This window comes from Corynebacterium nuruki S6-4 (genome assembly GCF_007970465.1).
Taxonomy (GTDB): Bacteria; Actinomycetota; Actinomycetes; order Mycobacteriales; family Mycobacteriaceae; genus Corynebacterium; species Corynebacterium nuruki.
The window spans coordinates 186,288-211,636 of record NZ_CP042429.1; the positions used below are offsets into that span (position 1 = coordinate 186,288).

At 69.4% G+C, this 25,349-nt stretch carries 21 protein-coding genes; 16 read left to right on the top strand and 5 right to left on the bottom strand.

Annotation, left to right across the window (positions count from 1 at the left end; translation table 11 throughout):
• The first annotated feature begins 11 nt into the window (after nt 1-11).
• Nucleotides 12-1,148 carry a tRNA 2-thiouridine(34) synthase MnmA gene (gene mnmA / locus FSW06_RS00885; RefSeq protein ID WP_010119209.1) on the top strand — a complete coding sequence of 379 codons (1,137 nt, stop codon included), beginning with the start codon at nt 12-14 and terminating at the stop codon, nt 1,146-1,148.
• On the top strand, nt 1,145-2,170 hold the full coding sequence (locus FSW06_RS00890) for a uroporphyrinogen decarboxylase/cobalamine-independent methonine synthase family protein (protein WP_010119207.1): 1,026 nt from the start codon (nt 1,145-1,147) through the stop codon (nt 2,168-2,170). Before mnmA ends, FSW06_RS00890 begins: the two co-directional genes overlap by 4 nt.
• 172 nt (nt 2,171-2,342) lie before the next feature.
• On the opposite strand, the gene FSW06_RS00895 is transcribed toward FSW06_RS00890, so the two are convergent.
• The 3 genes from FSW06_RS00895 to ligA form a co-directional block, all read right to left on the bottom strand.
• Entirely contained in the window at nt 2,343-2,669 is a 327-nt protein-coding gene (locus FSW06_RS00895) for an antibiotic biosynthesis monooxygenase family protein (RefSeq protein ID WP_010119206.1), read from the bottom strand.
• Complete coding sequence (locus FSW06_RS00900) at nt 2,657-4,231, bottom strand: ABC-F family ATP-binding cassette domain-containing protein (protein ID WP_010119205.1); 1,575 nt, start codon at nt 4,229-4,231, stop codon at nt 2,657-2,659. Before FSW06_RS00900 ends, FSW06_RS00895 begins: the two co-directional genes overlap by 13 nt.
• Nucleotides 4,232-4,458: 227 nt before the next feature.
• Nucleotides 4,459-6,732 carry an NAD-dependent DNA ligase LigA gene (ligA, locus tag FSW06_RS00905; protein ID WP_010119204.1) on the bottom strand — a complete coding sequence of 758 codons (2,274 nt, stop codon included), beginning with the start codon at nt 6,730-6,732 and terminating at the stop codon, nt 4,459-4,461.
• A 168-nt stretch (nt 6,733-6,900) separates the two neighbouring features.
• On the opposite strand from ligA, the gene FSW06_RS14895 reads away from it, so the two are divergent.
• The 4 genes from FSW06_RS14895 to FSW06_RS00920 all read left to right on the top strand — a co-directional run bounded on the left by FSW06_RS14895 (nt 6,901) and on the right by FSW06_RS00920 (nt 10,734).
• Nucleotides 6,901-7,023 (top strand): hypothetical protein, encoded by a 123-nt coding sequence (locus tag FSW06_RS14895; RefSeq protein ID WP_010119203.1) that lies wholly within the window; start codon nt 6,901-6,903, stop codon nt 7,021-7,023.
• A 94-nt stretch (nt 7,024-7,117) separates the two neighbouring features.
• On the top strand, nt 7,118-7,807 hold the full coding sequence (locus FSW06_RS00910) for a 3'-5' exonuclease (protein ID WP_010119202.1): 690 nt from the start codon (nt 7,118-7,120) through the stop codon (nt 7,805-7,807).
• Nucleotides 7,808-7,851: 44 nt separating this feature from the next.
• Complete coding sequence (ilvA, locus tag FSW06_RS00915; RefSeq protein WP_010119201.1) at nt 7,852-9,393, top strand: threonine ammonia-lyase, biosynthetic; 1,542 nt, start codon at nt 7,852-7,854, stop codon at nt 9,391-9,393.
• A gap of 183 nt (nt 9,394-9,576) precedes the next feature.
• The gene (locus FSW06_RS00920; RefSeq protein WP_010119199.1) at nt 9,577-10,734 is read left to right on the top strand and encodes an endonuclease domain-containing protein; all 1,158 of its coding nucleotides are present in this window, start codon (nt 9,577-9,579) and stop codon (nt 10,732-10,734) included.
• Nucleotides 10,735-10,957: 223 nt separating this feature from the next.
• Here FSW06_RS00920 and FSW06_RS00925 read toward each other — a convergent pair whose 3' ends face one another.
• The gene (locus tag FSW06_RS00925; protein ID WP_193345942.1) at nt 10,958-11,623 is read right to left on the bottom strand and encodes an ACT domain-containing protein; all 666 of its coding nucleotides are present in this window, start codon (nt 11,621-11,623) and stop codon (nt 10,958-10,960) included.
• Between the two features lie 230 nt (nt 11,624-11,853).
• On the opposite strand from FSW06_RS00925, the gene gatC reads away from it, so the two are divergent.
• Nucleotides 11,854-12,159 carry an Asp-tRNA(Asn)/Glu-tRNA(Gln) amidotransferase subunit GatC gene (gene gatC / locus FSW06_RS00930; RefSeq protein ID WP_010119195.1) on the top strand — a complete coding sequence of 102 codons (306 nt, stop codon included), beginning with the start codon at nt 11,854-11,856 and terminating at the stop codon, nt 12,157-12,159.
• A gap of 25 nt (nt 12,160-12,184) precedes the next feature.
• Nucleotides 12,185-13,690 carry an Asp-tRNA(Asn)/Glu-tRNA(Gln) amidotransferase subunit GatA gene (gene gatA / locus FSW06_RS00935; protein ID WP_010119193.1) on the top strand — a complete coding sequence of 502 codons (1,506 nt, stop codon included), beginning with the start codon at nt 12,185-12,187 and terminating at the stop codon, nt 13,688-13,690.
• A gap of 80 nt (nt 13,691-13,770) precedes the next feature.
• Here the strand turns inward: gatA and FSW06_RS00940 are convergent, their stop codons facing one another.
• Nucleotides 13,771-14,427, bottom strand: coding sequence for a TetR/AcrR family transcriptional regulator (locus tag FSW06_RS00940; RefSeq protein ID WP_010119191.1), 657 nt, complete (start codon nt 14,425-14,427; stop codon nt 13,771-13,773).
• Nucleotides 14,428-14,509: 82 nt separating this feature from the next.
• Between FSW06_RS00940 and FSW06_RS00945 the strand changes: the two genes are divergently transcribed.
• From FSW06_RS00945 to pntB, 8 genes are all read left to right on the top strand, one after another.
• Entirely contained in the window at nt 14,510-15,181 is a 672-nt protein-coding gene (locus FSW06_RS00945) for an NUDIX domain-containing protein (protein ID WP_010119189.1), read from the top strand.
• Nucleotides 15,182-15,266: 85 nt separating this feature from the next.
• The gene (locus FSW06_RS00950; RefSeq protein WP_010119188.1) at nt 15,267-16,712 is read left to right on the top strand and encodes an MFS transporter; all 1,446 of its coding nucleotides are present in this window, start codon (nt 15,267-15,269) and stop codon (nt 16,710-16,712) included.
• Nucleotides 16,713-16,774: 62 nt separating this feature from the next.
• Nucleotides 16,775-17,803 (top strand): ATP-dependent 6-phosphofructokinase, encoded by a 1,029-nt coding sequence (locus FSW06_RS00955; protein WP_010119185.1) that lies wholly within the window; start codon nt 16,775-16,777, stop codon nt 17,801-17,803.
• A gap of 247 nt (nt 17,804-18,050) precedes the next feature.
• Entirely contained in the window at nt 18,051-19,151 is a 1,101-nt protein-coding gene (locus FSW06_RS00960) for a hypothetical protein (protein WP_029448986.1), read from the top strand.
• 281 nt (nt 19,152-19,432) lie between these two features.
• Entirely contained in the window at nt 19,433-20,437 is a 1,005-nt protein-coding gene (locus tag FSW06_RS00965) for a bile acid:sodium symporter family protein (RefSeq protein ID WP_010119182.1), read from the top strand.
• Nucleotides 20,438-20,448: 11 nt separating this feature from the next.
• Complete coding sequence (gatB, locus tag FSW06_RS00970; protein WP_010119180.1) at nt 20,449-21,966, top strand: Asp-tRNA(Asn)/Glu-tRNA(Gln) amidotransferase subunit GatB; 1,518 nt, start codon at nt 20,449-20,451, stop codon at nt 21,964-21,966.
• Nucleotides 21,967-22,281: 315 nt separating this feature from the next.
• A complete protein-coding gene (locus FSW06_RS00975) occupies nt 22,282-23,820 on the top strand; it encodes a Re/Si-specific NAD(P)(+) transhydrogenase subunit alpha (protein WP_010119178.1) in 1,539 nt (512 codons plus the stop codon).
• Nucleotides 23,820-25,319: a Re/Si-specific NAD(P)(+) transhydrogenase subunit beta gene (gene pntB / locus FSW06_RS00980; RefSeq protein WP_010119175.1), complete on the top strand. Its 1,500-nt coding sequence runs from the start codon at nt 23,820-23,822 to the stop codon at nt 25,317-25,319. The genes FSW06_RS00975 and pntB overlap by 1 nt, the downstream gene beginning before the upstream one ends.
• Nucleotides 25,320-25,349 lie beyond the last annotated feature (30 nt).

Below are 25,349 nucleotides of genomic sequence, written 5' to 3' on the forward strand. Positions count from 1 at the left end.
GTGACAGGCGGATGCGGGTAGTCGCGGCGATGAGCGGAGGCGTCGATTCCTCCGTGGCGGCGGCCAGGGCACTGGCGGCCGGACACGAGGTCATCGGCGTCCACCTAGCCCTGTCCCAGTCCCCGGACGCGGTCCGCGCCGGGTCGCGCGGCTGCTGCTCCCTCGAGGATTCCGCCGACGCCCGCCGGGTCTGCGACGCACTCGGCATCCCCTTCTACGTCTGGGACTTCTCCGACCGGTTCAAGGCCGACGTCATCGACAACTTCGTCGAGTCCTACGAGATCGGCGAGACCCCCAACCCCTGCCTGCGCTGCAACGAGAAGATCAAGTTCGAGGCACTGCTCGACCGCTCCATCGCCCTCGGTTTCGACGCGGTCGTCACCGGCCACTACGCGCAGCTGCACGACGGGGTGATGCGCCGCGGCATCGACGACAACAAGGACCAGTCCTACGTCCTCGGCGTGCTCACCGACGACCAGCTGGCCCACTGCCTGTTCCCGGTCGGCGACACCTGGAAGCCGCAGATCCGGGAGGAGGCCGCCGAACTGGGGCTCGGGGTGGCCTCCAAGCCGGACAGCCACGACATCTGCTTCATCCCCGACGGGCGGACGCAGGCCTTCCTCGGCACGAGGATCGGCATGCGCCCCGGCATCGTGAAGTCCGTCGACGGTGAGACCCTGGCCGAACACGACGGCGTCTACGGCTTCACCATCGGCCAGCGCAAGGGCCTCGGCCTGCCCGGCCCCGCCGCCGACGGGCAGCCGCGCTACGTCACCGACATTGACGCGGCCACCGGCACCGTGACCGTCGGCCGCAAGCGCGACCTGCGGACCGGGCACATCACCGCCGACCGGCTCAAGCGGCTCGACCCGGCGAAGCACGGCCGGCACTTCGACTGTGAGGTCCAGGTCCGCGCCCACGGCGGGGTGGTCCCGGCGACCGCGACGCTGACCGGGGCGGCGTCCGACGGGCCCGAGGCGGCCGTGGAACTGGAACTGCACGAACCGCTGCAGGGCGTCGCCCGGGGCCAGGCGGCCGTGATCTACCTGCCCGACGAGGCCGGGGACATCCTCATCGGCTCTGGCACCATCAGTGCCACCGTCCCCTGGCAGGACGCCGGCACCGGGGCAGAGGCGCGGACTGCATGACCCGGCTGGCCTGGTGGGAGGACATCCGCACCACCCACAGTGACCTGCACGCCGCCCTCGCCGCGGCGTCCCGCCGGACCAGGGACGTCGACGAGGACGTCGGCGTGGTGCCGCCGCTGAGCCTGCCCCGGTCCGCCGTCGACGGTGGTCTGCTCATGGAGACCGCCGCGATGGGGGTGACCGTAGGCGGGCCCTACCTGCGGTCCCACTCCCGCGGCTGGGAGATCGCACCGGGGAAGACCCTTGACATGCGCGCATTCCTGGGACGCCGCCACGAACTCACCGACCTCGTCGCCGAGGTCATGCCCGGTGCTGACCGGCTCATGGTGCACGTGACCGGGCCGTGGACCTTCGGGGCGTCCGTGGAGTACCACGGGCACCCGCTGTGTTTCGACCGGCCGGCCTTCCGGGACGTGGCCCTGGCACTGGGGGAGGGGGTGCGCGAATTCTGCGACGCGGTCGGCGCCTCGGTGGTGCACGTCCACGAACGACGGCTGCCGGAGGTGACCTCGCGGCTGGAGGGTGCGACCGAATTCGAGACGATGAGTGTGGACCGCGAGATCGCCGTGAACGTCGAGCGGCGGTTCCTCGACCAGGTGCGTGGCGCCGACGGTGCTCAGGTCGGTGCCGACGGTGCTGATGAGGCCACCGCGGGTGACGACGCCGACGGTGGGGACGCCGCCCGGGTCATCGCGCTGGACGCCGGCTGCATGTACCCGGACCTGGTGCACACCGGGGCGGACGTCCTGGTGGCCGATGAACTGGACGACGATGTCGCCCGGTTGATCGACGGTGGATCGTCGGTGGCCTGGCGGGTGTACGGTGACCGCTCCAGCGAGGACATCGCGCACGCGGTGATGCGCACCTGGCGGCAGTGGACCTTCGACGGCGCGAGCCCCGAGCCGCAGATCGACCTGGTGGCGTGCAGTGCCGGTGACGGCGCCGGCGTCCTCACTCCGAATGCGGCGGCCGAGCTGGCGCGGACCGTGCGCGGGGCCGCCGCACTGCTGCACCGGAACTGACCGGCGCGGCTGTTGCGCGGCCCAGCGCCCGACCCGGTGCCCGGCTTGGTGCACGGCCCGGAAAGTATTACCACCTCAGGCCGGTACTTTTTTCGGCGACCTGGGGAAATGTCCCGTTGCGGCCGGCTGAGGCGGTAATACTTCTGACGGTTTCGGCGGCGGGGCGGGGCGGCTACTCCTGTCCGGCGATCGCGTCGAGATCGACGACCTCGAACTCCAGCAGGTCGGCACCGGTGGCCACCGGCTTCTTCCCGGCGCCGGAGTGGCTGCCGCTGTGCGCCGCCTTCGCCGGACCCGCGGCCCACGCCCGGAAATCCTCTTCGGACGCCCAGGTGGTGACGACGAAGTAGCGGTCGTCGCCGTTGGTCGGGCGCAGCAGCTGGAAGCCCTCGAAACCGGGGGAGTTCTCCACGGTGTGCGCGCGGCCGGCGAACCGCTTCTCCAGTTCGGGGCCGGCACCCTCGGGGACGGAAATGGCGTTGATCTTCACGACAGACATACCCGTGAGCCTACCCTCAGCCGGTCGAGCAGAACCTCGTCGTGGCTGACGACGATCAGGGCACCCCGGTAGGACGCCAACGCCTCCACCAGTGCGTCGACGGTCGCCAGGTCGAGGTTGTTCGTCGGCTCATCGAGGATGAGCAGCTGGTTCGTCGGCTCCGTGAGTAGCAGCCGGGCCAGGGACACCCGGAAACGTTCGCCACCGGAGAGAACGCCGATGCGCCGGTCGACGTCGTCCTTCCGGAAGAGGAACCGGGCCAGTTGCGCCCGGATCCGCTGGGGATCGGCGGAAGGAGCGGCGATCCGCACCTGGTTGAACACCGTCGCACCCTCGTCGAGATCGTCGGAACGCTGCGGCAGGTACCCGACCCGGTCGGTGTGCAGGCAGCCACGTCGTCCGTGGACGAGATCCTCGAGCAGCCGGGTCTTGCCGCAGCCGTTGTCACCGGTGACGGCCAGACGCTCCGGGCCCTGCAGGATCACACCGCCCGACGGGGTGGGCAGCTCGGCGATGACCCGGGACGCGGGGACGCCCGGGTCCGGCAGATCGATGCGGACATGGTCATCGCACCGGACCGCGGCGGCCTTCTTCTCGACAGCGGCCTGTGCGGACTCCACGTCGCCCGCCATGGCGGTCCGCAGTTTCCCGGCGCTGACCTGGGCCTCCTGCTTCCGGTTGTTCATGATCTGTTTCGGACGCCGTTTGTTGGCGAAGTCCTTCTTCGCGTACCTCAGCCGACGGGCGAGCCTGGTCTGTGCCTCCACCTGCTGGCGCTGCTCGGTCTTCAGTGCCTGTTCGGCGGTGCTGAGCGCCTGTTCCGCCGCGGCCTGCTGCACGGCACGTTGCTCACGGTAGGCGGAGTACGGGCCGCCGAACACCGTCAGCGACCCGGTGTGCAGCTCGGCAGTATGGTCCATGAGGTCGAGGAGCTCGACATCGTGGGAGACGACGATGAGGGTCGGCGCCCAGGATGTGTGGCCGGCCACGGCGTCGTACAGGTACTCCCGGGCATGCCGGTCGAGATTGTTCGTCGGTTCATCGAGCAGGACGAGTTCATGGCGGCTCCGGCGCAGACCGACGAGGGCGGTGAGGACGGTCTGCCCGCCGGAGAGCGTCCTGACGCGCCGGGTGAGGGCGATGCCGTCGAGCCCGGCGGCGGCGAGGTCGGCGAGGCACCGGTCGCCGATGTCCCAGTCGTCACCGACAGTGTCGAAGTCGGCCGGGTCGGTGCTGCCGTGCCCGATCCGGTCCAGCGCGTCGAGGATGCCCCGGACGCCGAGGAGGTCGGCGACCGTGACGTCTGTGTCCGGTGTGAGGCGCTGCGGCAGGTACCCCACGTCGTGGGGGGGCCCGGAACCGGGGACGGAAAGATGCCCGGAGGTGGGGGACAGTTCCCCGGTGAGGACGCGGAGCAGCGTGGACTTCCCGGTGCCGTTCGCGCCGGTCAGACCGGTGCATCCGGCGGGGAACGCGGCGGTGAGATGGTCCAGGACGGGTGTGCCGTCCGGCCAGGTGACAGTGAGGTCGTCGAGGACGACTGAAGGGTGTGTGGATAACACAGGGGCCTCCCGGTGATCAGCGGTCGCGCTGATCGGAGCAGGGCCGGGACGGCAGGCTCTACGACGTCAGCGCACGGACCGCGCGGACAGTGGCGCGGAGTGGGAGTCGCAGATGATCATGGGGACGAGGCTAAGCCCTGACGGGGCCGTGGTCAAGGGTCAGGCGCAGGACTCATCGACCGGGTCCAGCGGGACACACGGACGGGGCAGCCTGGGGCAGGCGCGTCCTACCTCACCGCGTCCGGGCCCTCGGTCAGCAGCGTCTCGAACCCGTCCTCGTCGAGTACCGGGACGCCGAGATCCTCGGCCTTGGTGAGCTTCGAGCCGGCCTTCTCGCCGGCGACGAGGAAGTCGGTGTTCTTCGACACCGAACCCGCAGCCTTGCCGCCGCGGGACTCGACGGCCTCCTTCGCGCTGGTCCGGTCGTAGTTCTCCAGGGAGCCGGTGACGACGACCGTGAGCCCGGCCAGGGTCTGCTCCGGAAGATCGGAGGCCTCGACAATCTGCTCCATCCGGACGCCGGCCTCGGCCCAGGCGTCCACGATCTCCCGGTGCCAGTCCACGGCGAACCAGTCCTTCACCGACTGCGCGATGATCCCGCCGACACCGTCGATCTCCGCCATGTCCTCCACCGACGCCTCATCGATGGCGGGGATGGACTGCAGGGTGGCGGCCAGGGCCTTCGCCGCCGTCGGACCGACATGGCGGATCGACAGGGCGGTGATCACCCGCCACAGGTCAACCTGTTTGGCCTGCTCCAGGTTCGCCAGCAGGATCTCACCGGGCTTGTTCAGCTTCCCGGCCTTCGTCGTGTACGCACTGGTGGTGGTGAGATCCTCGGCTGTCAGGGAGAACAGGCGTCCCTCATCGGGCAGGACGCCGGAGGCGATGAGGTCGTGGGCGGCACGCTCACCGAGCGCGTCGATGTCGAAGGCGCCGCGTCCTGCCAGGTAGTTCAGCCGGTTCTGGAGCTGGCCCGGGCAGTAGCGGGTGTTGGGGCAGCGCCAGTCGGCGTCCCCCTCCTTCGTCGGGGCGAGCGGGGTCCCGCACTCCGGGCAGACCGAGGAGAAGAGGAACTCGCGTTCGGAGCCGTCGCGCGCCTCCTCGACCGGTCCGAGGACCTCGGGGATGACCTCACCGGCCTTGCGGATCATCGCCCGGTCGCCCAACCGGATGCCCTTGCGGTGCGCCTCGGTGGGATTGTGCAGGGTCGCCATCGAGACCGTCGACCCGGCGACGTAGGTGGGGCTCATCACGGCGAACGGGGTGGCGCGCCCGGTGCGTCCGATCCCGACGCGGATCGACTCCACCGTCGTCATCGCCTCCTCCGGGGCGTACTTGTAGGCGATGGCCCACCGTGGTGCACGGCTGGTGGCGCCCAACCGTTCCTGCTCGGCCAGGGAGTCGACCTTGACGACCACGCCGTCCATCTCGTGGGCGGCATCGTGGCGGTGCCCGCCCCAGTACTCGACGCGCTCCAGGACCTCCTTCGCCGAATGGACCTGCTTCGTGTACGGGCTGACCGGCAGCCCCCACGCCGCGATCGCCCGGTACGCGTCATGCTGGGTGGCCGGCTCGAAACCCTCCCGGGCGCCGATGCCGTGGCAGATCAGCTTGAGCGGACGCTTCGCGGTCTCCGCCGGATTCTTCTGCCGCATCGCCCCGGCCGCGGCATTGCGCGGGTTGGCGAACATCTTCTTTCCCTCGGCCTGCCGGTCGGCGTTCATCGTGGCGAAATCCTCGACGGTGATGAAGATCTCGCCGCGGATCTCGACCAGGTGGGGGACCGGGAACTCGTCGGTGCCGGTGAGCCGGTCGGGGATGTCCCGGATCATCCGGGCGTTGTGGGTGATGTCCTCACCGGTCACCCCGTCGCCCCGGGTCAGGGCCGTGTCGAGCACCCCGTCGATGTACAGCAGGTCGATGGAGGCGCCGTCGATCTTCAGCTCGGTGAGGTACGTGTCGGCCGGAGTGCGGTGCAGCCACTCGGTGAGCTCGTCGGCGTCGAAGACGTTGTCGAGGCTGAGCATGCGCTCGCGGTGGTCGACATTGCGGAACGGGGACCGCCCCGGGGTGGGCGGCGGGGCGACCTCCTGGGTCGGGCTCGGGCCGGTCACCGCCTCGGGGTGTTCGGCCTCGAGCTGCTGGAGCTCACGCATGTAGGTGTCGAACTCGGCGTCCGAGATTTCCGGGGTGCCGTAGTAGTAGAGGTCCCGGTGGTGCCGGACCAGATCCGCCAGGCGGGTCCACTGCTGTGCGGGGGTGCCGTCGGTTGTCGCTGCGGGGGTCTGTTCCGGGGTGTCAGTCACGTCGACGATTCTAGCGGCGCCACCGGACAGCGTCGGATTCCGGCGGACGCCGTCGGACAGCATCGGACGCCGGCGGACGCCGTCGGACGCCGGCGGCAGGTAGTTCTGCCGGCAGGTGAGTGTCAGATCACAGTGGACGGGACCGGTGCGGGACGCATCACAGCAGGTGGGGGTGGGGATGCGTCCGGTCAAAACAACTTCTCGGTCGTCGCTGAGCGCCGCTGTGCTGGGGCGACGGTCAGGTGGTGATGGAACTATACGGGGGGACGGGGTGCGCAGGGGTAGATCTGTTCGTGGCAGAAAACATAGTGTCGTCGGAGTCAGAGGAACACCCCACACCTTCCAGAGAGGACGGACACCATGTTCAACCAGCTCAGCCGTGAAGAGATCGCCGACATGACGGCCGGCGCCTCCTACTACCTGTTCGGTGACGACGAGGCACTCGCCGTCGACACCCCCGAGTACGAGGACTTCCTCGTGTAGATCAGGATCCACCGCACGTCACGGCACCCCGTGCCCGCCCACCGGTGGACACGGGGTGCCGTCGCTGTCCGGCGGGCGTTATAGGGTGGCTGCCATGACGACGACACCCCGGTTCGACCCCGGCCACATGCTCAGTTTCGACCTGGAGACCACCGGCCCCGACCCGATGACCGCACGCATCGTGACCAGCGCGCTCATCACCATCAAGGGACCGAACCGCGACGACCTGGAGCTGCTCGCCGACCCCGGCGTGGAGATTCCCGAAGGCGCCACGAAGGTCCACGGCATCACCACCGAGTACGCCCGGGAACACGGCCGGCCGCACGACGAGGTCCTCGCCGAGACCATCGAACGCATCCGCCGCGGCTGGCAGGAGGGGGCCACCCTCATCGTCTACAACGCCTGTTACGACCTCACCGTGCTGCGGCAGCTGGAGCCGACCTTCGCCGTCGACGGCCCGGTCGTCGACCCGCTGGTGATCGACAAGGCGGTGGACCGCTACCGCAAGGGCGGCCGTCGGCTCACCCAGGTCTGCGAACACTACGGGGTCAGCCTCGACAACGCCCATGAGGCGTCGGCGGACGCGGTCGCGGCCGCGAGGATCGCCTGGAAACTCGCCCGCGCCTACCCCGACAAACTCACCGGAGTCAGCGCCGACCAGCTCATGCTCGACCAGGCCACCTGGTACTACGAGCAGCAGACCGGGCTCCGGGAGTACTTCGAGAAGAGCGGCAAGCCGGAGCGTGCGGCGACCGTGAACACCTCCTGGCCACTGCAGCTGTGACGCGCCTCGCAGTCGCGCCGGGTCACTGAGTAGCATGGTCTGTCATGGCAAAGACTTCGGCACAGTACCTCCGTGACATCGTCGCGGCTCCCGTCTACCGGGCCGCGAAGCACACCTCCATTGAGACGATGGACGGGCTGTCGGAGCGAATTCACAACCGGGTGCTGGTCAAGCGCGAGGACCAGCAGCCGGTGCACAGTTTCAAGCTGCGCGGCGCCTTCAACCGCATGTCCCAGCTCACCGACTGCGCCGGTGTGATCACCGCCTCCGCCGGCAACCACGCACAGGGTGTGGCTCTGTCCGGCCAGGTCCTCGGTATCCGGTCCGTCATCGTCATGCCGGTCACCACCCCGTCGATCAAGGTGGACGCCGTCCGCGGATTCGGGGGAGAGGTGGTCCTCCACGGGGAGAACTTCGACGCCGCCCAGGGCAAGGCCATCGAACTCGCGCGCCTGGAGAACCTCGAGTACGTCCCGCCGTTCGACAATGAGGCGGTCATCGCCGGGCAGGGCACCATCGGCCTGGAGATCTTCCAGTCCGGGGAGACCGTCGACCGCGTGTTCGTCCCCGTCGGCGGCGGCGGACTCGCAGCAGGAGTGGCCGTGCTGCTCAAGGAACTCGACCCGTCGATCCAGGTCATCGGTGTGGAGCCGGAGGAGTCCGCCTGCCTCACCGCCGCCCTGGAAGCGGGCGAACCGGTCACGCTCGACCACGTCAGCCTCTTCGCCGAGGGGGTCGCGGTCAAGACCATCGGGACCGAGACGTTCCGGCTGTGCCGGCAGTACCTCGATGACGTCATCACCGTCAGCTCCGACGAGATCAGTGCGGCGATCAAGGACCTCTTCGATGACACGCGTGCCATCGCCGAACCCGCGGGCGCGACGTCGCTGGCCGGGCTGAAGAAGTATGTCGCCGCCAACGACATCCGCGACGAGACGCTGGTGAACGTCCTTTCCGGAGCGAACCTCAACTTCCACACCCTGCGCTACATTTCGGAGCGCGCCGAGCTCGGTGAGGGCGGCGAGGGGATCTTCGCCGTCAGCATCCCCGAGGAACAGGGGGCCTTCCTGCGTTTCTGCCAGGTCCTCGACGGTCGGATGGTCACCGAGTTCAACTACCGGGTCGACGACCGCAGTGCCGGCCAGAAGGACGGGCACAGCGCGCGGATCTTCGTCGGTGTCCAGCTCAAGGAGGGGGCGGCCGAGCGCAAGGCCATCGCCGGAGCACTGGTCGACGCCGGCTACGACGTCGTCGACCTCTCCGACGACGAGGTGGCCAAGGAACACGTCCGCTACATGGTCGGTGGCGTGCCGCCGCGGTTCGTCGACGAGCGGGTGTTCTCCTTCGAGTTCCCGGAGCACCCCGGTGCCCTCATCCGGTTCCTCGACGTCCTCGGCACCCGGTGGAACATCACCGCGTTCCACTACCGCAGTCAGGGCATGGACTACGGTCGGGTGCTCGCCGCGTTCGAGGAGGCCGGCAGTGCCGAGTTCGTCTCCCACCTCGCGGAACTGGCCTACCCGTTCACCGAGATCACCGACGACCCCTCCTACCGGCTGTTCCTGGCCCCGGCGTCCGCGGAGTAGGAGTAGCCGCCGGGACCGTGCCGGGCTGAGCCGGGCTGTGGCTACCGGCCTTCCCCTGGATCGTGGGACGGCAGGTCACTTTTCCGGTTGAGGGCGGACCTGCCGGCCCAATGTGTGGACGTCGGGAGGGTGACGATCGCACGGGGGGGATTTCTGCAGTGCCAAATCTGCTTTGATGGAGGAATGGGGGAGAACAACACCAATCCGGCATGGGAACTGCCGCAGGACATCATCGACGCACTGAATGAGGGGCGCTACACGCCCGGGTGGGGACCCTGGTACTGCACCAGAATCCTCCCGGTGATGATGCCTCGGCGTCGGAAGGATCTGCTGGCCGGGGGTGTGACCAGGAGGACCCTCGACCGGGACTACGTCACGCTCACCCGCGGGATCGTCGTTCCCGCCGCCGAGATCCCGGATTCCGGTGAAGATCGTGGCGTTTACGGTGCCTGCGGTGTGCTCCGGGCGCGGGCGTTCCACGTTCTCTACCCGGACCGTATCGTCGCGGGCTGGCAGGCGGCGGCGCTCCACGGGCTGCCCTACTGGGCCGATTCGGCCCCGGTCCTCATGCTCAGTCTCACCGCTGCGCCCTCCGGGTCACACCGGACGACTGTAGCGGCGGAGCACCCGTACCGGGTGGCGGTACGGCGGCCACCGGAGAACTTCGACGTCGACCGGGACACGGTCACCCCGGACCCGGTGTGTCCGGCGATGCGGGTCGTGACAGTTCCGGTCGCGCTGGCGCAGTGTGTCCGTTCCGTATTGTCGGGCCACCATATCTGGCAGGTGCCGGAAGTCCCCGGCCTGACGGACAGGGAGATCCGTGCCGTCCAACTCATCGACGCCTTCGTGCAGTGCACGACGGTGACGGCCGGGGAGTTCGCCTACGCAGCGAAAGGACTGGTCTCACGGCGGCAGGTCAGGAAGCTCACCGGTCTGGCATGTCGGGGTGCGGAATCACCGCGGGAGACGCTGCTCCGGCTCTACGTCCGGGCGCTGCTTCCGGCCGGGTACCGCTGGCGCACCCAGGTCGCGGTCCGGTACCGCGACATCCGCAGTGACGGTAGTGAGCGGATCCGGACAACCTATCTTGACCTGGGTTGTCCCGAGCTGAAGGTGGGGCTGTACTACGACGGCGGACACCACGCCGGTGCAGGGCAGACGGACCGGGATTTTGCGCAGTTGCAGGATCTGCGTGACGAGCAGTGGACGGTGGTCCGGATCGACAAGGACCTCATGAAGAATGTCAGGAAGATGCTCACCCAGGTCAGCACGGTGATCGGAATGGCGGTTCAAGCCGGTGACCGCGGCGCCGGAGATGCCGGTGACGGCACGGAGTGAGCGGACGTGCGTGGTGGGGTGGTGCCGGGTGGTGCGGGGTATGGGACGGCAGGTCACTTTTTCGGTGCTGAACGGGCCTGCCGTCCCAAGAACTGGCACGCGGTGGCAGGGCGGGCGGTGCGTGGGGCGAGGTATGGGACGGGAGGTCACTTTTTCGGTGCTGAACGGGCCTGCTGTCCCAAGGAGGAGCCGAAGGAGGAGAAGAGTGGGCCGCGGCAGCGGCTCAGCTCAGCAGTGCGCCGAGGATCTGACCCATCTCGCCGAGGTGTCCGATCTCGGTGAGCAGGAAATCGGGCCCGCCGGGGCGTCCGATGACGAGGATGAGGTCCGTGCCGTCGAGCGGTGTGGCGGCCAGCGCCGAATCCATGACCTTCCAGCTGTCGGGGACCCAGGAATCCGCGTCGGTGAGGGTCCTGGCCTCGGTGACGGGGGTCTCCGGCAGCGTCCTGCCGTCGTCCTCCGGCGCGGAGGATGAGGCCGCGACCCGGTGCACCCCGACGACACCGTCGGCGTCCGTGACGGATTCGAGTACGACCGCCCACTGCACCGACATCGTCTTGGGCAGCTTCTCGAGCAGCGAGGTCAGGCTCTCGTCGCGCCGGTGACGGCGCCGGGCGACCGAGGCGATGAGGCTGACCTGGCCGCGGCGGTCGACGGAGCCGGAGAAGGGACGGAGCGAATCGACGTAGACGCCGTCGACCTCCTGGGCCGCACTGATGAGGGCGTCCGCCAACCGGCCCGAAGGCAGGTCGACGACGATGTCGTCGACCACGGAACCGTCGGGGTCATGTTCGACGACGTCGACTGTCCTGATGTCGGCGTCGATCGCGCCCAGCGTCGCGGCGATGAGGCCGAGGGTGCCGGGAATGTCGGGGAGACGGACACGCATCAGGTAGGACAACAGGACCTCGCTTAATTCTGGAGAGCAACCGGAAACCGGTGTGCGGTGGCTTGCAACGTGCCGATTGTAGCGAACCTCCGGCCACCGGGGCAGGGCACAGTGGTCGGAGGACGGACGCAGTGGGCGCGGAGTCCGGTGGTCCTACTACAGTGGTCCGGGTAGAGAAGACAGGTCGGTAACGGCCGACCACCACCATGCACAGACAGAAGGGATCCCCTGTGCCCGAGATCTCCCGCGACGAGGTCGCCCACCTCGCGACGCTCTCCCGACTCGCGCTGACCGAGGAGGAACTCACGCACTACGCCGACCAGATCGACGACATCGTCGCCACGGTCGCCGCCATCCAGGAGGTGGACACCGACGGGGTCACCCCGCTGAGCCACCCCACCCAGAACGTCGACGGCGCGGTGTCCGTCATGCGTGAGGACGTCCCCGAGTCGCTGCTCACCGCCGAGCAGGCACTCGACCAGGCCCCGAAGCAGGACCAGGACCGCTTCCAGGTCCCGCGGATCCTGGGCGAGTAGAACCGGCGACAAGGAGAACAACACCATGACTGACACTGTGCAGACCGCCCTCGTCGGGGAGCGCACCGATGCGGACCTGACCACCTGGACCGCCGCCGAGCTCGCGGAGAAGATCCACTCCCGCGAGATCAGCTCGGTGGACGCCACCCGCGCCCACCTGGACCGCATCGCCGCCGTCGACGGCGACGTCCACGCATTCCTCCACGTCGGGGAGGACGCCGCCCTCGCCGCCGCTGAACAGGTCGACAAGGACATCGCCGCCGGGACCGTGGCCTCGCCGCTGGCGGGTGTGCCGCTGGCGCTCAAGGACGTCTTCGTGACGACCGACGCACCGACGACCTGTGCCTCGAAGATCCTCGAGGGGTACATGAGCCCCTACGACGCGACGGTGACCACGAAGCTGCGTGCCGCCGGCATCCCGATCCTCGGCAAGACCAACATGGACGAGTTCGCCATGGGGTCCTCCACCGAGAACTCGGCCTACGGCCCCACCCACAACCCGTGGGACCTGACCCGGACCGCGGGCGGCTCCGGCGGCGGCTCCTCCGCCTCACTGGCCGCGGGCATGGCGCCGCTGGCCATCGGCACCGACACCGGCGGGTCGATCCGCCAGCCCGCCGCACTGACCAACACCGTCGGCGTGAAGCCGACCTACGGGTCGGTCTCCCGCTACGGACTCGTCGCCTGCGCGTCCTCGCTCGACCAGGGCGGTCCGACCGGCCGCACCGTGCTGGACACGGCGCTGCTCCACGAGATCATCGCCGGCCACGACCGGTTCGACGCGACGAGCTCGCAGCGTCCGGTCGCCCCCGTCGTCGCCGCGGCGAAGGAGGGCGCGAACGGCGACCTCACCGGCGTGACCGTCGGTGTGGTCAAGCAGCTGGAGGCCGTCCGCGGCCTGCAGCCCGGCGTGGAGGAGAGCTACAAGGCCTCCCTGGAGCAGCTGAAGAGCCAGGGTGCGACGATCGTCGAGGTCGACTGCCCGAGCTTCGACTACGCGCTGAACGCCTACTACCTCATCCTGCCCTGTGAGGTCAGCTCCAACCTGGCCCGGTTCGACGGCATGCGCTACGGCCAGCGCCGGGGCGACGACGGCCACCACTCCGCCGACGAGGTCATGGCCATCACCCGCGCCGAGGGCTTCGGCCCGGAGGTCAAGCGCCGCATCATCCTGGGCACCTACGCCCTGTCGGTGGGCTACTACGACGCCTACTACATCCAGGCGCAGCGGGTCCGTAACCTCATCGCGCAGGACTTCGCGAAGGCCTACGAGAAGGTCGACGTGCTGGTCTCCCCGGTGACCCCGTCCACGGCGTTCGCGCTGGGGGAGAAGGCGGACGATCCGCTGGCGATGTACCTGTTCGACCTGTGCACCCTGCCGCTGAACCTGGCCGGGGTGTGCGGCATGTCCGTGCCGGCCCCGCTGGCGAAGGACACCGGCCTGCCGGTCGGTCTGCAGATCATGGGCCCGGCCCACGGCGATGACCGGCTGTACAAGGTCGGCGCCGCCTTCGAGGCCGGCCGGAAGTAGGCCGCCGGCCCCGGCGTGACCGCCGGGGCCGCCAGGGGGATCAGGGGGTGCCCCAGGGCCGTAGAGGCAGTCAGGGGCTGTCAGGGCACAGCGGGGGTGCCCCAGTCGTGGGCGAGCCCGCGCACGACGATGTCGATCTTCTCCTCGACCAGCCGACGGGCGGTCGCGGGGTCGCTGACCCCCACGACGGGTCCGGGGGCGTCCCCCGCCTGCAGGCGGGCAGCGGACATCATCGACAGGGTGGCATGGGTGCTGAACGCGACCCCGCAGACGAAGTCGAGTCCGAATCCGGCACGCAGGCGGGGGAGCCCCGCGGCCGTCGCGGCGTCCAGACAGGGCGTGGTCGCCGGCACGATGAGCAGCCGCGCCGCCGCCGGGTGGCTGTAGACGATCGGCGCCAGGCCGGGATGGCGCTCGCAGGCGTCCCAGCATTCGGTGCCCCAGAGCCGGAGGACGCCCTGCCACCCGGTGCCGGGGTCGGGTGTGCGGAACTCGGTGGCGATGCGGGCCAGGCAGGCGTCGAGCACCGCCTCCCGGTGCGGGAACAGCCGGTAGAGTGCCGGCGTGCCGACGCCGAGGCGGGCGGCGACGTCGGCGAGTGCGAAGGTGCCGATACCGAGGTCGAGCGCGGCGTCGACGATGTCGTCGGCAGTGAAGGTGGCGCGGCGGCCCCTGGTGTGCCGGGCCTGCCGGTCCTGCCGGTCCGGGTGCGGCCTACCGGAGTGGAGGCTGTCCATACCGGACCAGGGTAGTCGGGGAGCTCGGGGCGGTCGCGTGCAGGCGGGTCAGTTGCCGGGCCGCACGCGTAGGGTGGGCGCCATGGCAACACAGGAGATCCACGGTGACGGCTGGGCCGTCGGAGCGGACGGCGTCCGGCGCTGGGGCACCCTCGGAGCGGCCGGACTGTTCCTGACCACCGCGGAGGACGGTGTCACCCTGCTGCTCGTCCAGCACCGGGCGATGTGGACCAACTTCGGCGGCACCTGGGGCATCCCCGGCGGCGCGATCGACACCGGCGAGACCGCCGTCGAGGCCGCGCTGCGCGAGACCATGGAGGAGACCGGCGTGGACCCGTCCGACGTGACCACCGGTGAGGCGGTCGTCACCGCCCGGGCCCCGCTCGACCATGTCCTGCGCCGCGTGCCGCTCACCGAGGCCGAACTGCCGCTGGCGGACGCCGTGACCTCGGCCGTGGCAGGGGGAGCCACGCTCTTCGACGCCGTCCGGGGTCACCGCCTGACCCACCCGGAGACCGGCTATCCGCTCGTCGCCACCCTGCAGGGTGACCTGTGCTGGGAGGTGCCCGACGACACGGTCCCGGAATGGACCTACACCACCGTGCTGTGCACCGCCGACCACCCGCTGGAACTCAACCCCACCGCGGAGAGCGCCGACCTGGCCTGGTGCCCGCTCGACGAGGTCGCCGAACTCAACCTGCTCCCGCCGTTCCGCGAGGCGCTGCCGGGACTGATCGCCCGGCTGGGTTCCTGACCCCGGAGAAGGGCGGCAGGGCCGGCAGGAGGGACCGGCAGGAGGGACTGCCCCTGACCCGCACCGTGTGGCAGACTGTCCCTCTGTGACTGACGCCGACAACCCCACCGACACCCGGGCGGACAACTCCCGGTACCCCTCACTTCCGCTGCCCGAACCGCAGGCGTGGAAGGCGCTCATCGCGCTGTGCACGGGTTTCTTCATGATCCTGCTCGACCAGACGATCGTGGCGGTGGCGACCCCGGAGTTCCAGGACCATCTCGACGCCGACTACAACTCGGTCATCTGGGTCACCTCGGTCTACCTGCTCACCTTCGCCGTCCCGCTGCTCGTCACCGGACGCCTCGGCGACCGCTTCGGCCCCAAGAACGTCTACTGCGTGGGCATGGTGATCTTCACCCTCTCCTCGCTGTGGTGCGGCCTGTCCGGCAGCATCGAGATGCTCATCGCCGCCCGTGCGGTCCAGGGACTGGGTGCGGCGCTGCTCACCCCGCAGACCATGGCCGTGATCAACCGCATCTTCGCGCGCGACCGGCGCGGTGCAGCCCTCGGCGTCTGGGGTGCCACGGCCAGCCTGTCGACACTGTCCGGCCCCATCCTCGGCGGACTGATCACCGAGTACGTCGGCTGGGAGTGGATCTTCTTCGTCAATGTGCCGATCGGCGTCATCTCCGTGCTGGCGGTGACCCGGTGGGTGCCGCAGCTGCAGACCACCACCCGGCCCATCGACCCGCTGTCCATCATCCTGTCGGTCGCCGCCGTGTTCTTCCTCGTGTTCGCCCTGCAGCAGGGCGAGAAGGAGGACTGGACCTGGTGGATCTGGGTGATGGTCGCCGCCGCCGTCGTCCTGTTCGGCTGGTTCGTCCGACAGCAGGTCGTCGCCGAGGACCGTGGCAGAGACCCGCTGATGCCGCTGAGCCTGTTCAAGGTGCGCAACTTCAGCCTCGGCAACATCGGCATCACGGCCATGGGCTTCACCGTGGCGTCCATCCCCCTGCCGTTCACGATGTACTACCAGCAGGTCCACGGGCTGGACCCGCTGGGCGCCGGCCTGATGATGATCCCGCAGGCCGGTACCTCGCTGATCCTGTCGCCGATCGTCGGCCGGATGAGTGACCGGCTCAGCGCCCGCCGCCTCGGTGCCTTCGGCTTCGCCGCCGTCTTCGTCGGCATCATCGGGATGACCGTGGTCATGTCCTCGGGAACCTCCTACTGGTGGACGGTGATCCCCCTGATCGTCCTCGGTGTGGGCAACTCGTTCGTGTGGGCGCCGAACTCCGCCTCGACGATGCGGGACCTGGAACTGCACCAGATGGGCACCGGCTCCGGTGTCTACAACCAGACCCGTCAGCTCGGCTCGGTGCTGGGCGCGGCGACCGTCGGCGCACTCATCCAGTGGCGGATCGTGGCGACCGACCCCGGCTCCGCCTTCGGCCAGGCGATCCTGGCCCCGGCGGTGGTCATCCTGCTCGGCGTGGTGACCAGCCTGCTGTCCCGGGACAGTGACCTGAGCACCCCGGCGCGGCCGTAACGGCCTGGCACCCGGGTCTCCGCCCCCGGCGGCCCGGGGCGTCCGGCGGTACGCTGGGCGCCATGCGTATCGCGACTCTCACCAGCGGCGGCGACTGCCCCGGGCTCAATGCGGTGATCCGGAGCGTCGTCCGCACCGCGGCCGGGGCCGGGGCCACCGTCGTCGGCTACGAGGACGGCTGGCAGGGCCTGGTCGGGGACCGGCGCCGGCAGCTCTACGACGACGAGGAGATCGACCGGATCCTCACCCGCGGCGGCACGGTCCTGGGCACCGGACGGATGAAGACCGCCGACTTCACCGCGGCCGTCGACACGGTCAAGGAGAACCTCGCGGACGCCGGCATCGACGCGCTCATCGCCATCGGCGGGGAGGGGACGCTCAAGGGCGCCCGCTGGCTCCACGACAACGGGGTGCCGGTGGTCGGGGTGCCCAAGACCATCGACAACGACGTCAACGCCACCGACTACACCTTCGGTTTCGATTCCGCGGTCGCCGTCGCCACCGACGCGATCGACCGGCTCCACACCACCGCCGAATCCCACAACCGGGTGATGATCGTCCAGGTGATGGGACGCCACGTCGGCTGGATCGCGCTGCACGCCGGGATGGCCGGCGGTGCCCACGACATCCTCATCCCCGAGCACCCCTTCGACATCGAAGGCGTGTGCAAGCGGATGGCCCGCCGGTTCCAGCTGGGGGAGAAGTACGGGATCATCGTCGTCGCCGAGGGGGCGATGCCCGAGGAGGGGACGCTGGAGATGCCGGAGCGGGAGGTCGACCAGTTCGGCCACCAGAAGTTCGACGACATCGGGTCCGTCATCGCCCGGGAGATCGAGAACCGGTTGGATACCGACGTCCGGTCGACAGTGCTCGGGCACATCCAGCGCGGCGGGACGCCGACCGCCTTCGACCGGGTGCTCGCCACCCGCTACGGGGTGCATGCGACGAAGGCGGCGCTGCGCGGGGACTTCGGGAAGGTCGTCGCCCTGCACGGTGAGGACATCGAACTGGTCACCTTCGATGAGGCGGTCGGGACCCTGAAGCAGGTCCCGGATCTGCGGTGGGAGAGTGCGCTGGCCCTGCTGGGCTGAGCGACCCGCTGGCTGTACAACCGGTTTTTCACACTTCCATGGCGTCCCACGATAAGAGACGTGCAGGTCAGATCGTTGTGAGTTCGACGGGGACCGCGGCGCAGGTGTGAAAAACCGGCGGGGGTGCCGGCACGGGCGAAGGCGCACTACGGTGGGTGCGCAGTGGCCCGGCGGGGGAGGATGCCGGGGACCGTCGGCCGGGCGACAGCCGGGAGAACGGCCGGGGACAGCAGTCAGGACAACAGGGGTGGGGACAGTGCCGTACTACGGCGGGGAACTCGACAGGCGGATCCGGGATGCCTGGGTGCGGCCGAACGCACTGTCGGATCTGCCGGCACCGCTTCCGCTGCCGCCGGGGGACAACGCCGGAATCCCGGACCGCTACATCATCCACAACGGTCTGCTGGTTCCCCGTGCGGCGGTCCGGGAACCCCGCCCCGTCGCTCTCGGGGCGCGCGGTCATCCGCGGGGGATCAGTTACGACCTTGACCCGCTCACCCGGATCCGCATCGCGTTGCTCGGGCACCGGGACCGCGCCGCCGCGGCATGGAGTGCGCTGCATGTCTGGGGTCTGCCCTACTTGTGTGCGGACGCCGACACGTGTGTGCTCTCGGGCGGGCGACCTGTCGTGGCGTCCGGACCGGAGGAGGTGACGCGGGTGCGTCGGCAGGGGGTGCAGGCCACCGTCGCGACGTTCCGGCCTGACCCCGTGGTCCGCGACATGGCGGTGGTCCCGCCGGTGCAGGCGCTGTTGCAGGCCCTGCGGATGCTCTGGCGTGGCACCCACGACTGGTACACCCCACCTGTCGCGGGGACGCCGCGCCAGGAGGTCGCGGCGGTGCAGCTGATCGACAGTTTCTGCGGCACGTTCGGTGTCGACCCGGTGGAACTCCCGGCGGCGGGCAGGTTCCTGTTCGACAGTCCGACGCTGCAGCGGCTTGTCCGGTCGTGCGACCGTGGGGCGGAATCGCCGATGGAGACGGTGCTCCGGCTGCTTGTCGTCGATCTGCTGGGGCAGACCGGGCGGGAGCTGGTGCCCCAGCTGGTCATCCACCGTGACGGGGGAGTGTCTGACCCGGTGCACGGTGTTCCCCGGACAGATGCGGCGTCGCCGGTGGTCGCCCGGGTGGATCTGGGGCATCCCGGCCTGAAGCTGGCCCTGCAGTACGACGGGGAGGGGCACCTCGCAAAGGAGCGGCGTGACCGGGATGCGAGGGTCAACACCGGTCTGGCGAATCTGGGGTGGCACACCCTCCGGCTGACCTACGGGCACCTCACCGATCCGGTGGAGCTGGGTCGGGTGCTGCACGACGGGGTGGCGTTGTGCCGGGAGCGGTTGAGTAGCTGAGACGGGGTGAGGCGGGACGGGGACGGGCCGTGCCATCCGGTTTTTCACACCTGCAGGGCGTCCCACGATGAGAGACGTGCAGGTCAGGGACGTGCGGAGAAGACCGTTCGCGCGGCGGAGGTGTGAAAAACCGGGGCGGGGGACCGGGACGCCCCGGCCGGTCGTAATGTGACGCTCACCGCACGCCCGTCCCCTCCGTCGACCACGGTGCGCCTTTCGTCCCGAACCCGGGACGGCCGCACGCGTCGACATTTTCCTGACGTGAAAGACCGCTTCCCGACATGTCCTCCCCGAATTCCACCCCGGACGCCGACCGGAGTGCTGCGCCGGCCGCCGAACCGCAGCAGTCCGCCGACCGCAGTGCCTACATCGCCACCCTCGGCTTCCCCCTCCTCGTCATCATCGGCGGTCTCGTCGGCTTCATCGGCCACGGGTCGATCGCCGGACACAGTGACTGGGTCAATCCACTGCTCGGCGTGATCATGTTCGGGATGGGGCTGACACTGCGTCCCGCCGACTTCGTCCTCGTCGTCAAGCGGCCGCTGCCGGTCCTCATCGGCGTCGTCGCCCACTACGTCATCATGCCGCTGGCCGCCCTGCTGGTCGTGTGGGTCCTGCGGCTTCCGGACGCGGTCGCCGCCGGCGTCATCCTCGTCGGCTGCGCACCCTCGGGCACGGCGTCCAACGTCGTCGCCTTCCTCGCCCGCGGTGACCTGGCACTGTCGGTGGCGATGTCCTCGATCTCCACCCTCATCGCCCCGGTGATGACCCCGCTGCTCACCCTCTGGCTCGCCGGTGAGTACATGCCGCTGGAGGCCGGAGACATGGCACTCGACATCGTCAAGGTGGTGCTGCTGCCGGTGCTCGTGGGTCTGCTCGCGCACATCTTCGTGCCGCGGATCGTGGAGAAGATCCTGCCGGTCCTGCCGTGGGTGTCCGTCCTGGCCATCGCCGTCGTCGTCGCCCTGGTCATCTCCGGGGCGCACGACAAGATCCTGGACGCCGGGATCAGCGTCCTGGCCGCCGTGGTCCTCCACAACCTGCTCGGGCTGGGCTTCGGCTTCGGCGCCGGGAAGCTCTTCCGGCAGCCGGAACCGGCGTGCCGGACGATGGCCGTGGAGGTCGGGATGCAGAACTCTGGGCTGGCCGCGGGGCTTGCCGCACAGTACATGGAGCCGCTGTCGGCGCTGCCGGGGGCCATTTTCTCGGTGTGGCACAACGTCTCCGGCGCACTGTTCGCGATGCTGTGCCGGGCTGTCGACAACCGGCGGGCGCGGAGCAACTAGAGTAGGGGACCATGACTGCCGCGGTGAACGACTACTCCGATGATGTGATGGACTTCGACGAGGTGCTCGAGCGCTTCGACCCGGTGATGGGTATGGAGGTCCACGTCGAGCTGCTGACGAAGTCGAAGATGTTCTCGACCTCGTCCGCCGAGTTCGGCGACGACCCGAACAGCAACGTCGACCCGGTGTGCCTCGGCCTGCCGGGCGCGCTGCCGGTGGTGAACCGGCAGGGTGTGGAATGGGCCATCAAGATCGGCCTCGCGCTGAACTGCGAGATCGCCCCCTACTCCCGCTTCGCCCGGAAGAACTACTTCTACCCGGACCAGCCGAAGAACTACCAGATCTCGCAGTACGACGAGCCCATCGCCCACGACGGCTACCTCGACATCGTCCTCGACGACGGGACGCCGTGGCGGGTCGAGATCGAGCGCGCACACATGGAGGAGGACACGGCCAAGCTGACCCACCTCGGTGGTGCCGGCGGCCGTATCCGTGGCGCCACGGCGTCCCTGGTGGACGCCAACCGTGCCGGAATCCCGCTCATCGAGATCGTCACCAAGCCGATCGAGGGTGCCGGTGCCCGCGCCCCCGAGGTCGCCCGTGCCTACGTCACCGCGCTGCGTGAGCTGGTCAAGGCACTCGGCGTCTCCGACGTCCGGATGGACCAGGGGTCGATGCGCGTGGACTCGAACCTCTCGCTGCGTCCGGTCGGCACCACGGAGTTCGGCACCCGCACCGAGTCGAAGAACATCAACTCGCTGAAGTCGGTCGAGCAGGCCGTCCGCTTCGAGATGCAGCGGCAGGCCGCCTGCCTGGTCAACGGGGTGGAGATCGTCCAGGAGACCCGTCACTACCAGGAGGCCGACGGCACCACGGCCAAGGGCCGGCCGAAGGAGACGATGGCGGACTACCGCTACTTCAACGACCCGGACCTGCCGCCGGTGCTCGCCCCCGCCGAGTGGGTCGAGGAGATCCGGAAGACCCTGCCGGAGATGCCGTGGATCCGCCGCGCCCGCATCCAGGAGGAGTGGGGCCTCAAGGACGAGGAGATGCGTGACCTCGTCAACGCCGGTGCCCTCGAGCTGATCATCGCCACCGTCGAGGCCGGGACCACCCCGGCCGAGGCACGCAGCTGGTGGGTCGCCTACCTGTCCCAGAAGGCCAACGAGGCGGGGACGGACCTGGAGGGCCTGGCCATCACGCCGGCCCAGGTCGCCCGCGTGGTCGCGCTGATCAAGGAGGGCAAGCTGACCAACAAGCTCGCCCGCAAGGCCGTCGACGGTGTGCTCGCCGGGGAGGGTGACGTCGACGAGGTCGTCGCCGCCCGCGGCCTCGAGGTCGTCCGTGACGACGGTGCCATCGAGAAGGCCGTCGACGAGGCGCTCGCCGCGAACCCGGACATCGTCGAGAAGTACCGGGCCGGCAACAAGAAGGTCACCGGTGCGATCGTCGGCGCGGTCATGAAGGCCACCCGCGGCAAGGCGGATCCGGGCCAGGTCAACAAGCTCATCGCCACGAAGCTGGGCTGACCGGCCGGCGTCACATCCCCGCCACCTCCGTACCACCTCTCCGTCATCTCCCCGTCCGCTGTCCGGGTCGCCCCGGGCCGTGGGCGGGGAGAGGTCTGTCCGGGGGGTTTCCCGGGGGTGGGGCCGGGGAAAGTTCGGGGCGATTTTCCCGTAACCGTTGTTCCAATATGGGTCTATCTGCATAATTAACACGACGTTTACAGACGTGACCGCATTGACGAGCCGTCACGCTCGGGGACCCGCCGGAGCCACCCACCCGAAGCCTCCGGTGCGTCCGCCCCGCGCGCCACGGCCGCCCACCAGAGGAGCCCTACGTTGCTCATCGGTATCCCGCGGGAACCACAGACACTGGTTGCCGCCACCCCCGACACGGTCGGCAAACTCATCAAGCTCGGCTACGACGTCGAGGTCCAGTCCGGCGCCGGCGACCGCGCGGACCACCCGGACAGTCAGTACGAGGCCGCCGGGGCCACGGTCGTCGGCGACGACGTCTGGTCGACCGCCGACATCATCACCACCCTGGACACCCCCGACGCCGCCCAGCTGGCTGCGATGAAGCCGCAGGCCATGCTCGTCTCCCGGCTCGCCCCGGGCCGCAACGACGACCTGGTCGCCGACCTCGCAGCGAGGAACATCACCGCGCTGGCGATGGACACCGTCCCGCGCATCAGCCGCGCACAGGCCATGGACGTGCTCAGCTCCCAGGCCAACGTCGGCGGCTACCGCGCCGTCATCGAGGCGGCCAACGCCTTCGGCCGGCTGTTCACCGGTCAGGTCACCGCCGCCGGCAAGGTTCCGCCGGCCACCGTGTACGTGATCGGCGCCGGCGTGGCCGGGCTGGCCGCCATCGGCACCGCCAGCTCCATGGGCGCGATCGTCAAGGCCACCGACCTCCGCCCGGAGACCGCCGAGCAGGTCGAGTCGATGGGCGCCGAGTTCGTCGCCATCCCGACCGCCGCCGAGAAATCCGACGACGGCTACGCCAAGGAGATGACCGACGACCAGGCGACCGCCGCCGCGAAGCTCTACGCCGAGCAGTCCGCCGCCGCCGACATCGTCATCACCACCGCGAACATCCCGGGCCGCACCTCCCCGGTGCTGCTCACCGCCGCCGATGTCGCGGCGATGAAGCCCGGCTCCGTCATCGTCGACATGGCCGCCGCCAACGGCGGCAACTGCGAGCTCACCGTCGCCGGGGAGGTCACCACCACCGACAACGGTGTGACGATCATCGGCTACACCGACCTCGCCGGCCGGCTGCCCGCGCAGTCCTCGCAGCTCTACGGCCAGAACGTGGTCAACCTGTTCAAGCTGCTCACCCCGGCCAAGGACGGTACGCCCGTCCTGGACTTCGACGACGAGATCGTCCGCGGCATCACCGTCACCCACGCCACGGCGTCCGGTACCGACATCCTGTGGCCCCCGCCGCCGGTGAAGGTCTCCGCCGCCCCGGCCCCGGCCGCCGCCCCCGCGCAGGACGCCGCGGCGTCCGCCCCGGAGGAGGAGAAGTCCTCCTCCGGACTGTGGTGGAAGATCGTCGCCGGGGTGCTCGGTGTGGCCCTCGTGCTCGCCAGCCCGCTGTCGGTGACGACGAACTACATGATCCTCATGCTCGCCGTCGTCGTCGGCTTCTACGTCATCACCGCGGTGACGCACTCCCTGCACACGCCGCTGATGAGTGAGACCAACGCCATCTCCGGCATCATCCTCGTCGGTGCGGTGCTCCAGGTCGGGTCCTCGAACGTCGCGATCGCCGTGCTCGCGTTCATCGCGATCGTCATCGCCTCGATCAACATCTTCGGCGGCTTCGCCGTCACCCGACGCATGCTCGCCATGTTCCAGGGAGGTAACTGATGAACACCCTCACCCTCGCCGCCGAGGTCACCGACCCGGACGTCTCCCAGGACCTCCTGGACTGGACCGACCGCATCTCGACGCTGGCCTACCTCGTGGCCGCCCTGCTGTTCATCCTGGCGCTCGCCGGGCTGTCCAAGCAGCAGTCCGCCTCGCGCGGCAACACCTTCGGCATCGCCGGCATGACCATCGCCCTGGTGGCGACCGTCTTCAAGGCCGCGGTGCAGTCCCACGCCGACCCGGAGAACTACAACAGCGCCTGGGTCACCGTCCTGCTCGTCGCCGTCGCCATGCTCATCGGTGCCGTCGTCGGCATCGCCCGGGCCCGCAAGGTCGAGATGACCGGCATGCCCGAGCTCATCGCCATGCTCCACTGCTTCGTGGGTCTGGCCGCCGTGCTCATCGGCGTGAACTCCTTCATCCACTCCGAGCACGCCACCGAGGCCGGCTATGAGAAGTTCCACCTCGGCGAGGTCTACCTCGGCATCTTCATCGGTGCGGTGACCTTCACCGGCTCCATCATCGCCTTCCTCAAGCTCTCCGGCCGGATCAAGGGTGCCCCGTTGACCCTGCCGGGCCGCAACCTGCTGAACCTCGGCATCATCGTGGTCTCCGTGGTGGGCATGGTCTTCTTCATCCTCACCGGTACCGAGGCGGCGGACAACCGGCCGGTGGCCTGGATCATCCTCGCCGTGATGATCGTCCTCGCCCTGGCTCTCGGCCTGCACCTCGTCGCCGCGATCGGCGGCGGTGACATGCCGGTCGTCGTGTCGATGCTGAACTCCTACTCCGGCTGGGCCGCGGCCGCCGCGGGCTTCATGCTCGCCAACCCGCTGCTCATCATCACCGGTGCACTGGTCGGCTCCTCCGGTGCCTACCTGTCCTACATCATGTGCAAGGCGATGAACCGGTCGTTCATCTCGGTCATCCTCGGCGGCTTCGGCACCGAGGCCGCCTCCGCCGACGACCGGGACTACGGGTCCCACACCGAGGTCACCGCCGAGGAGACCGCGGAGATCCTGAAGAACGCGAAGTCCGTCATGATCACCCCCGGCTACGGCATGGCCGTCGCCCAGGCGCAGTACCCGGTCGCCGACCTGGTGCGCAAGCTCCGGGACAAGGGTGTGGACGTGACCTTCGGTATCCACCCGGTCGCTGGCCGCCTCCCCGGACACATGAACGTGCTGCTCGCCGAGGCGAAGGTCCCCTACGACATCGTCCTGGAGATGGACGAGGTCAACGATGACTTCGCCGACGTGGACGTCGTCCTCGTCATCGGCGCCAACGACACGGTCAACCCCATCGCCGAGGAGCCGGGTTCGCCCATCGCGGGCATGCCCGTGCTCAAGGTGTGGGAGGCCGGACGCGTCATCGTGTTCAAGCGCTCCATGGGCGCCGGTTACGCCGGCGTGCAGAACCCGCTGTTCTTCAACGAGAACTCCGACATGCTGCTCGGCGACGCCAAGCAGTCCGTCGAGGCGATCAGCGCGGCACTGTAACGGCCCGCAGCGGACCGCTTCTCCCGCCAC

Coding starts and splice junctions, on each gene's coding strand:
- FSW06_RS00910 (WP_010119202.1), top strand. CDS start 7,118: ATGACGACGACACCCCGGTTCGACCCCGGCCACATGCTCAGTTTCGAC.
- FSW06_RS14895 (WP_010119203.1), top strand. CDS start 6,901: ATGTTCAACCAGCTCAGCCGTGAAGAGATCGCCGACATGACGGCCGGC.
- FSW06_RS00945 (WP_010119189.1), top strand. CDS start 14,510: ATGGCAACACAGGAGATCCACGGTGACGGCTGGGCCGTCGGAGCGGAC.
- gatB (WP_010119180.1), top strand. CDS start 20,449: ATGACTGCCGCGGTGAACGACTACTCCGATGATGTGATGGACTTCGAC.
- pntB (WP_010119175.1), top strand. CDS start 23,820: ATGAACACCCTCACCCTCGCCGCCGAGGTCACCGACCCGGACGTCTCC.
- gatA (WP_010119193.1), top strand. CDS start 12,185: ATGACTGACACTGTGCAGACCGCCCTCGTCGGGGAGCGCACCGATGCG.
- FSW06_RS00925 (WP_193345942.1), bottom strand. CDS start 11,623: ATGCGTGTCCGTCTCCCCGACATTCCCGGCACCCTCGGCCTCATCGCC.
- FSW06_RS00965 (WP_010119182.1), top strand. CDS start 19,433: ATGTCCTCCCCGAATTCCACCCCGGACGCCGACCGGAGTGCTGCGCCG.
- FSW06_RS00890 (WP_010119207.1), top strand. CDS start 1,145: ATGACCCGGCTGGCCTGGTGGGAGGACATCCGCACCACCCACAGTGAC.
- ilvA (WP_010119201.1), top strand. CDS start 7,852: ATGGCAAAGACTTCGGCACAGTACCTCCGTGACATCGTCGCGGCTCCC.
- FSW06_RS00940 (WP_010119191.1), bottom strand. CDS start 14,427: ATGGACAGCCTCCACTCCGGTAGGCCGCACCCGGACCGGCAGGACCGG.
- FSW06_RS00955 (WP_010119185.1), top strand. CDS start 16,775: ATGCGTATCGCGACTCTCACCAGCGGCGGCGACTGCCCCGGGCTCAAT.
- mnmA (WP_010119209.1), top strand. CDS start 12: ATGCGGGTAGTCGCGGCGATGAGCGGAGGCGTCGATTCCTCCGTGGCG.
- FSW06_RS00895 (WP_010119206.1), bottom strand. CDS start 2,669: ATGTCTGTCGTGAAGATCAACGCCATTTCCGTCCCCGAGGGTGCCGGC.
- FSW06_RS00920 (WP_010119199.1), top strand. CDS start 9,577: ATGGGGGAGAACAACACCAATCCGGCATGGGAACTGCCGCAGGACATC.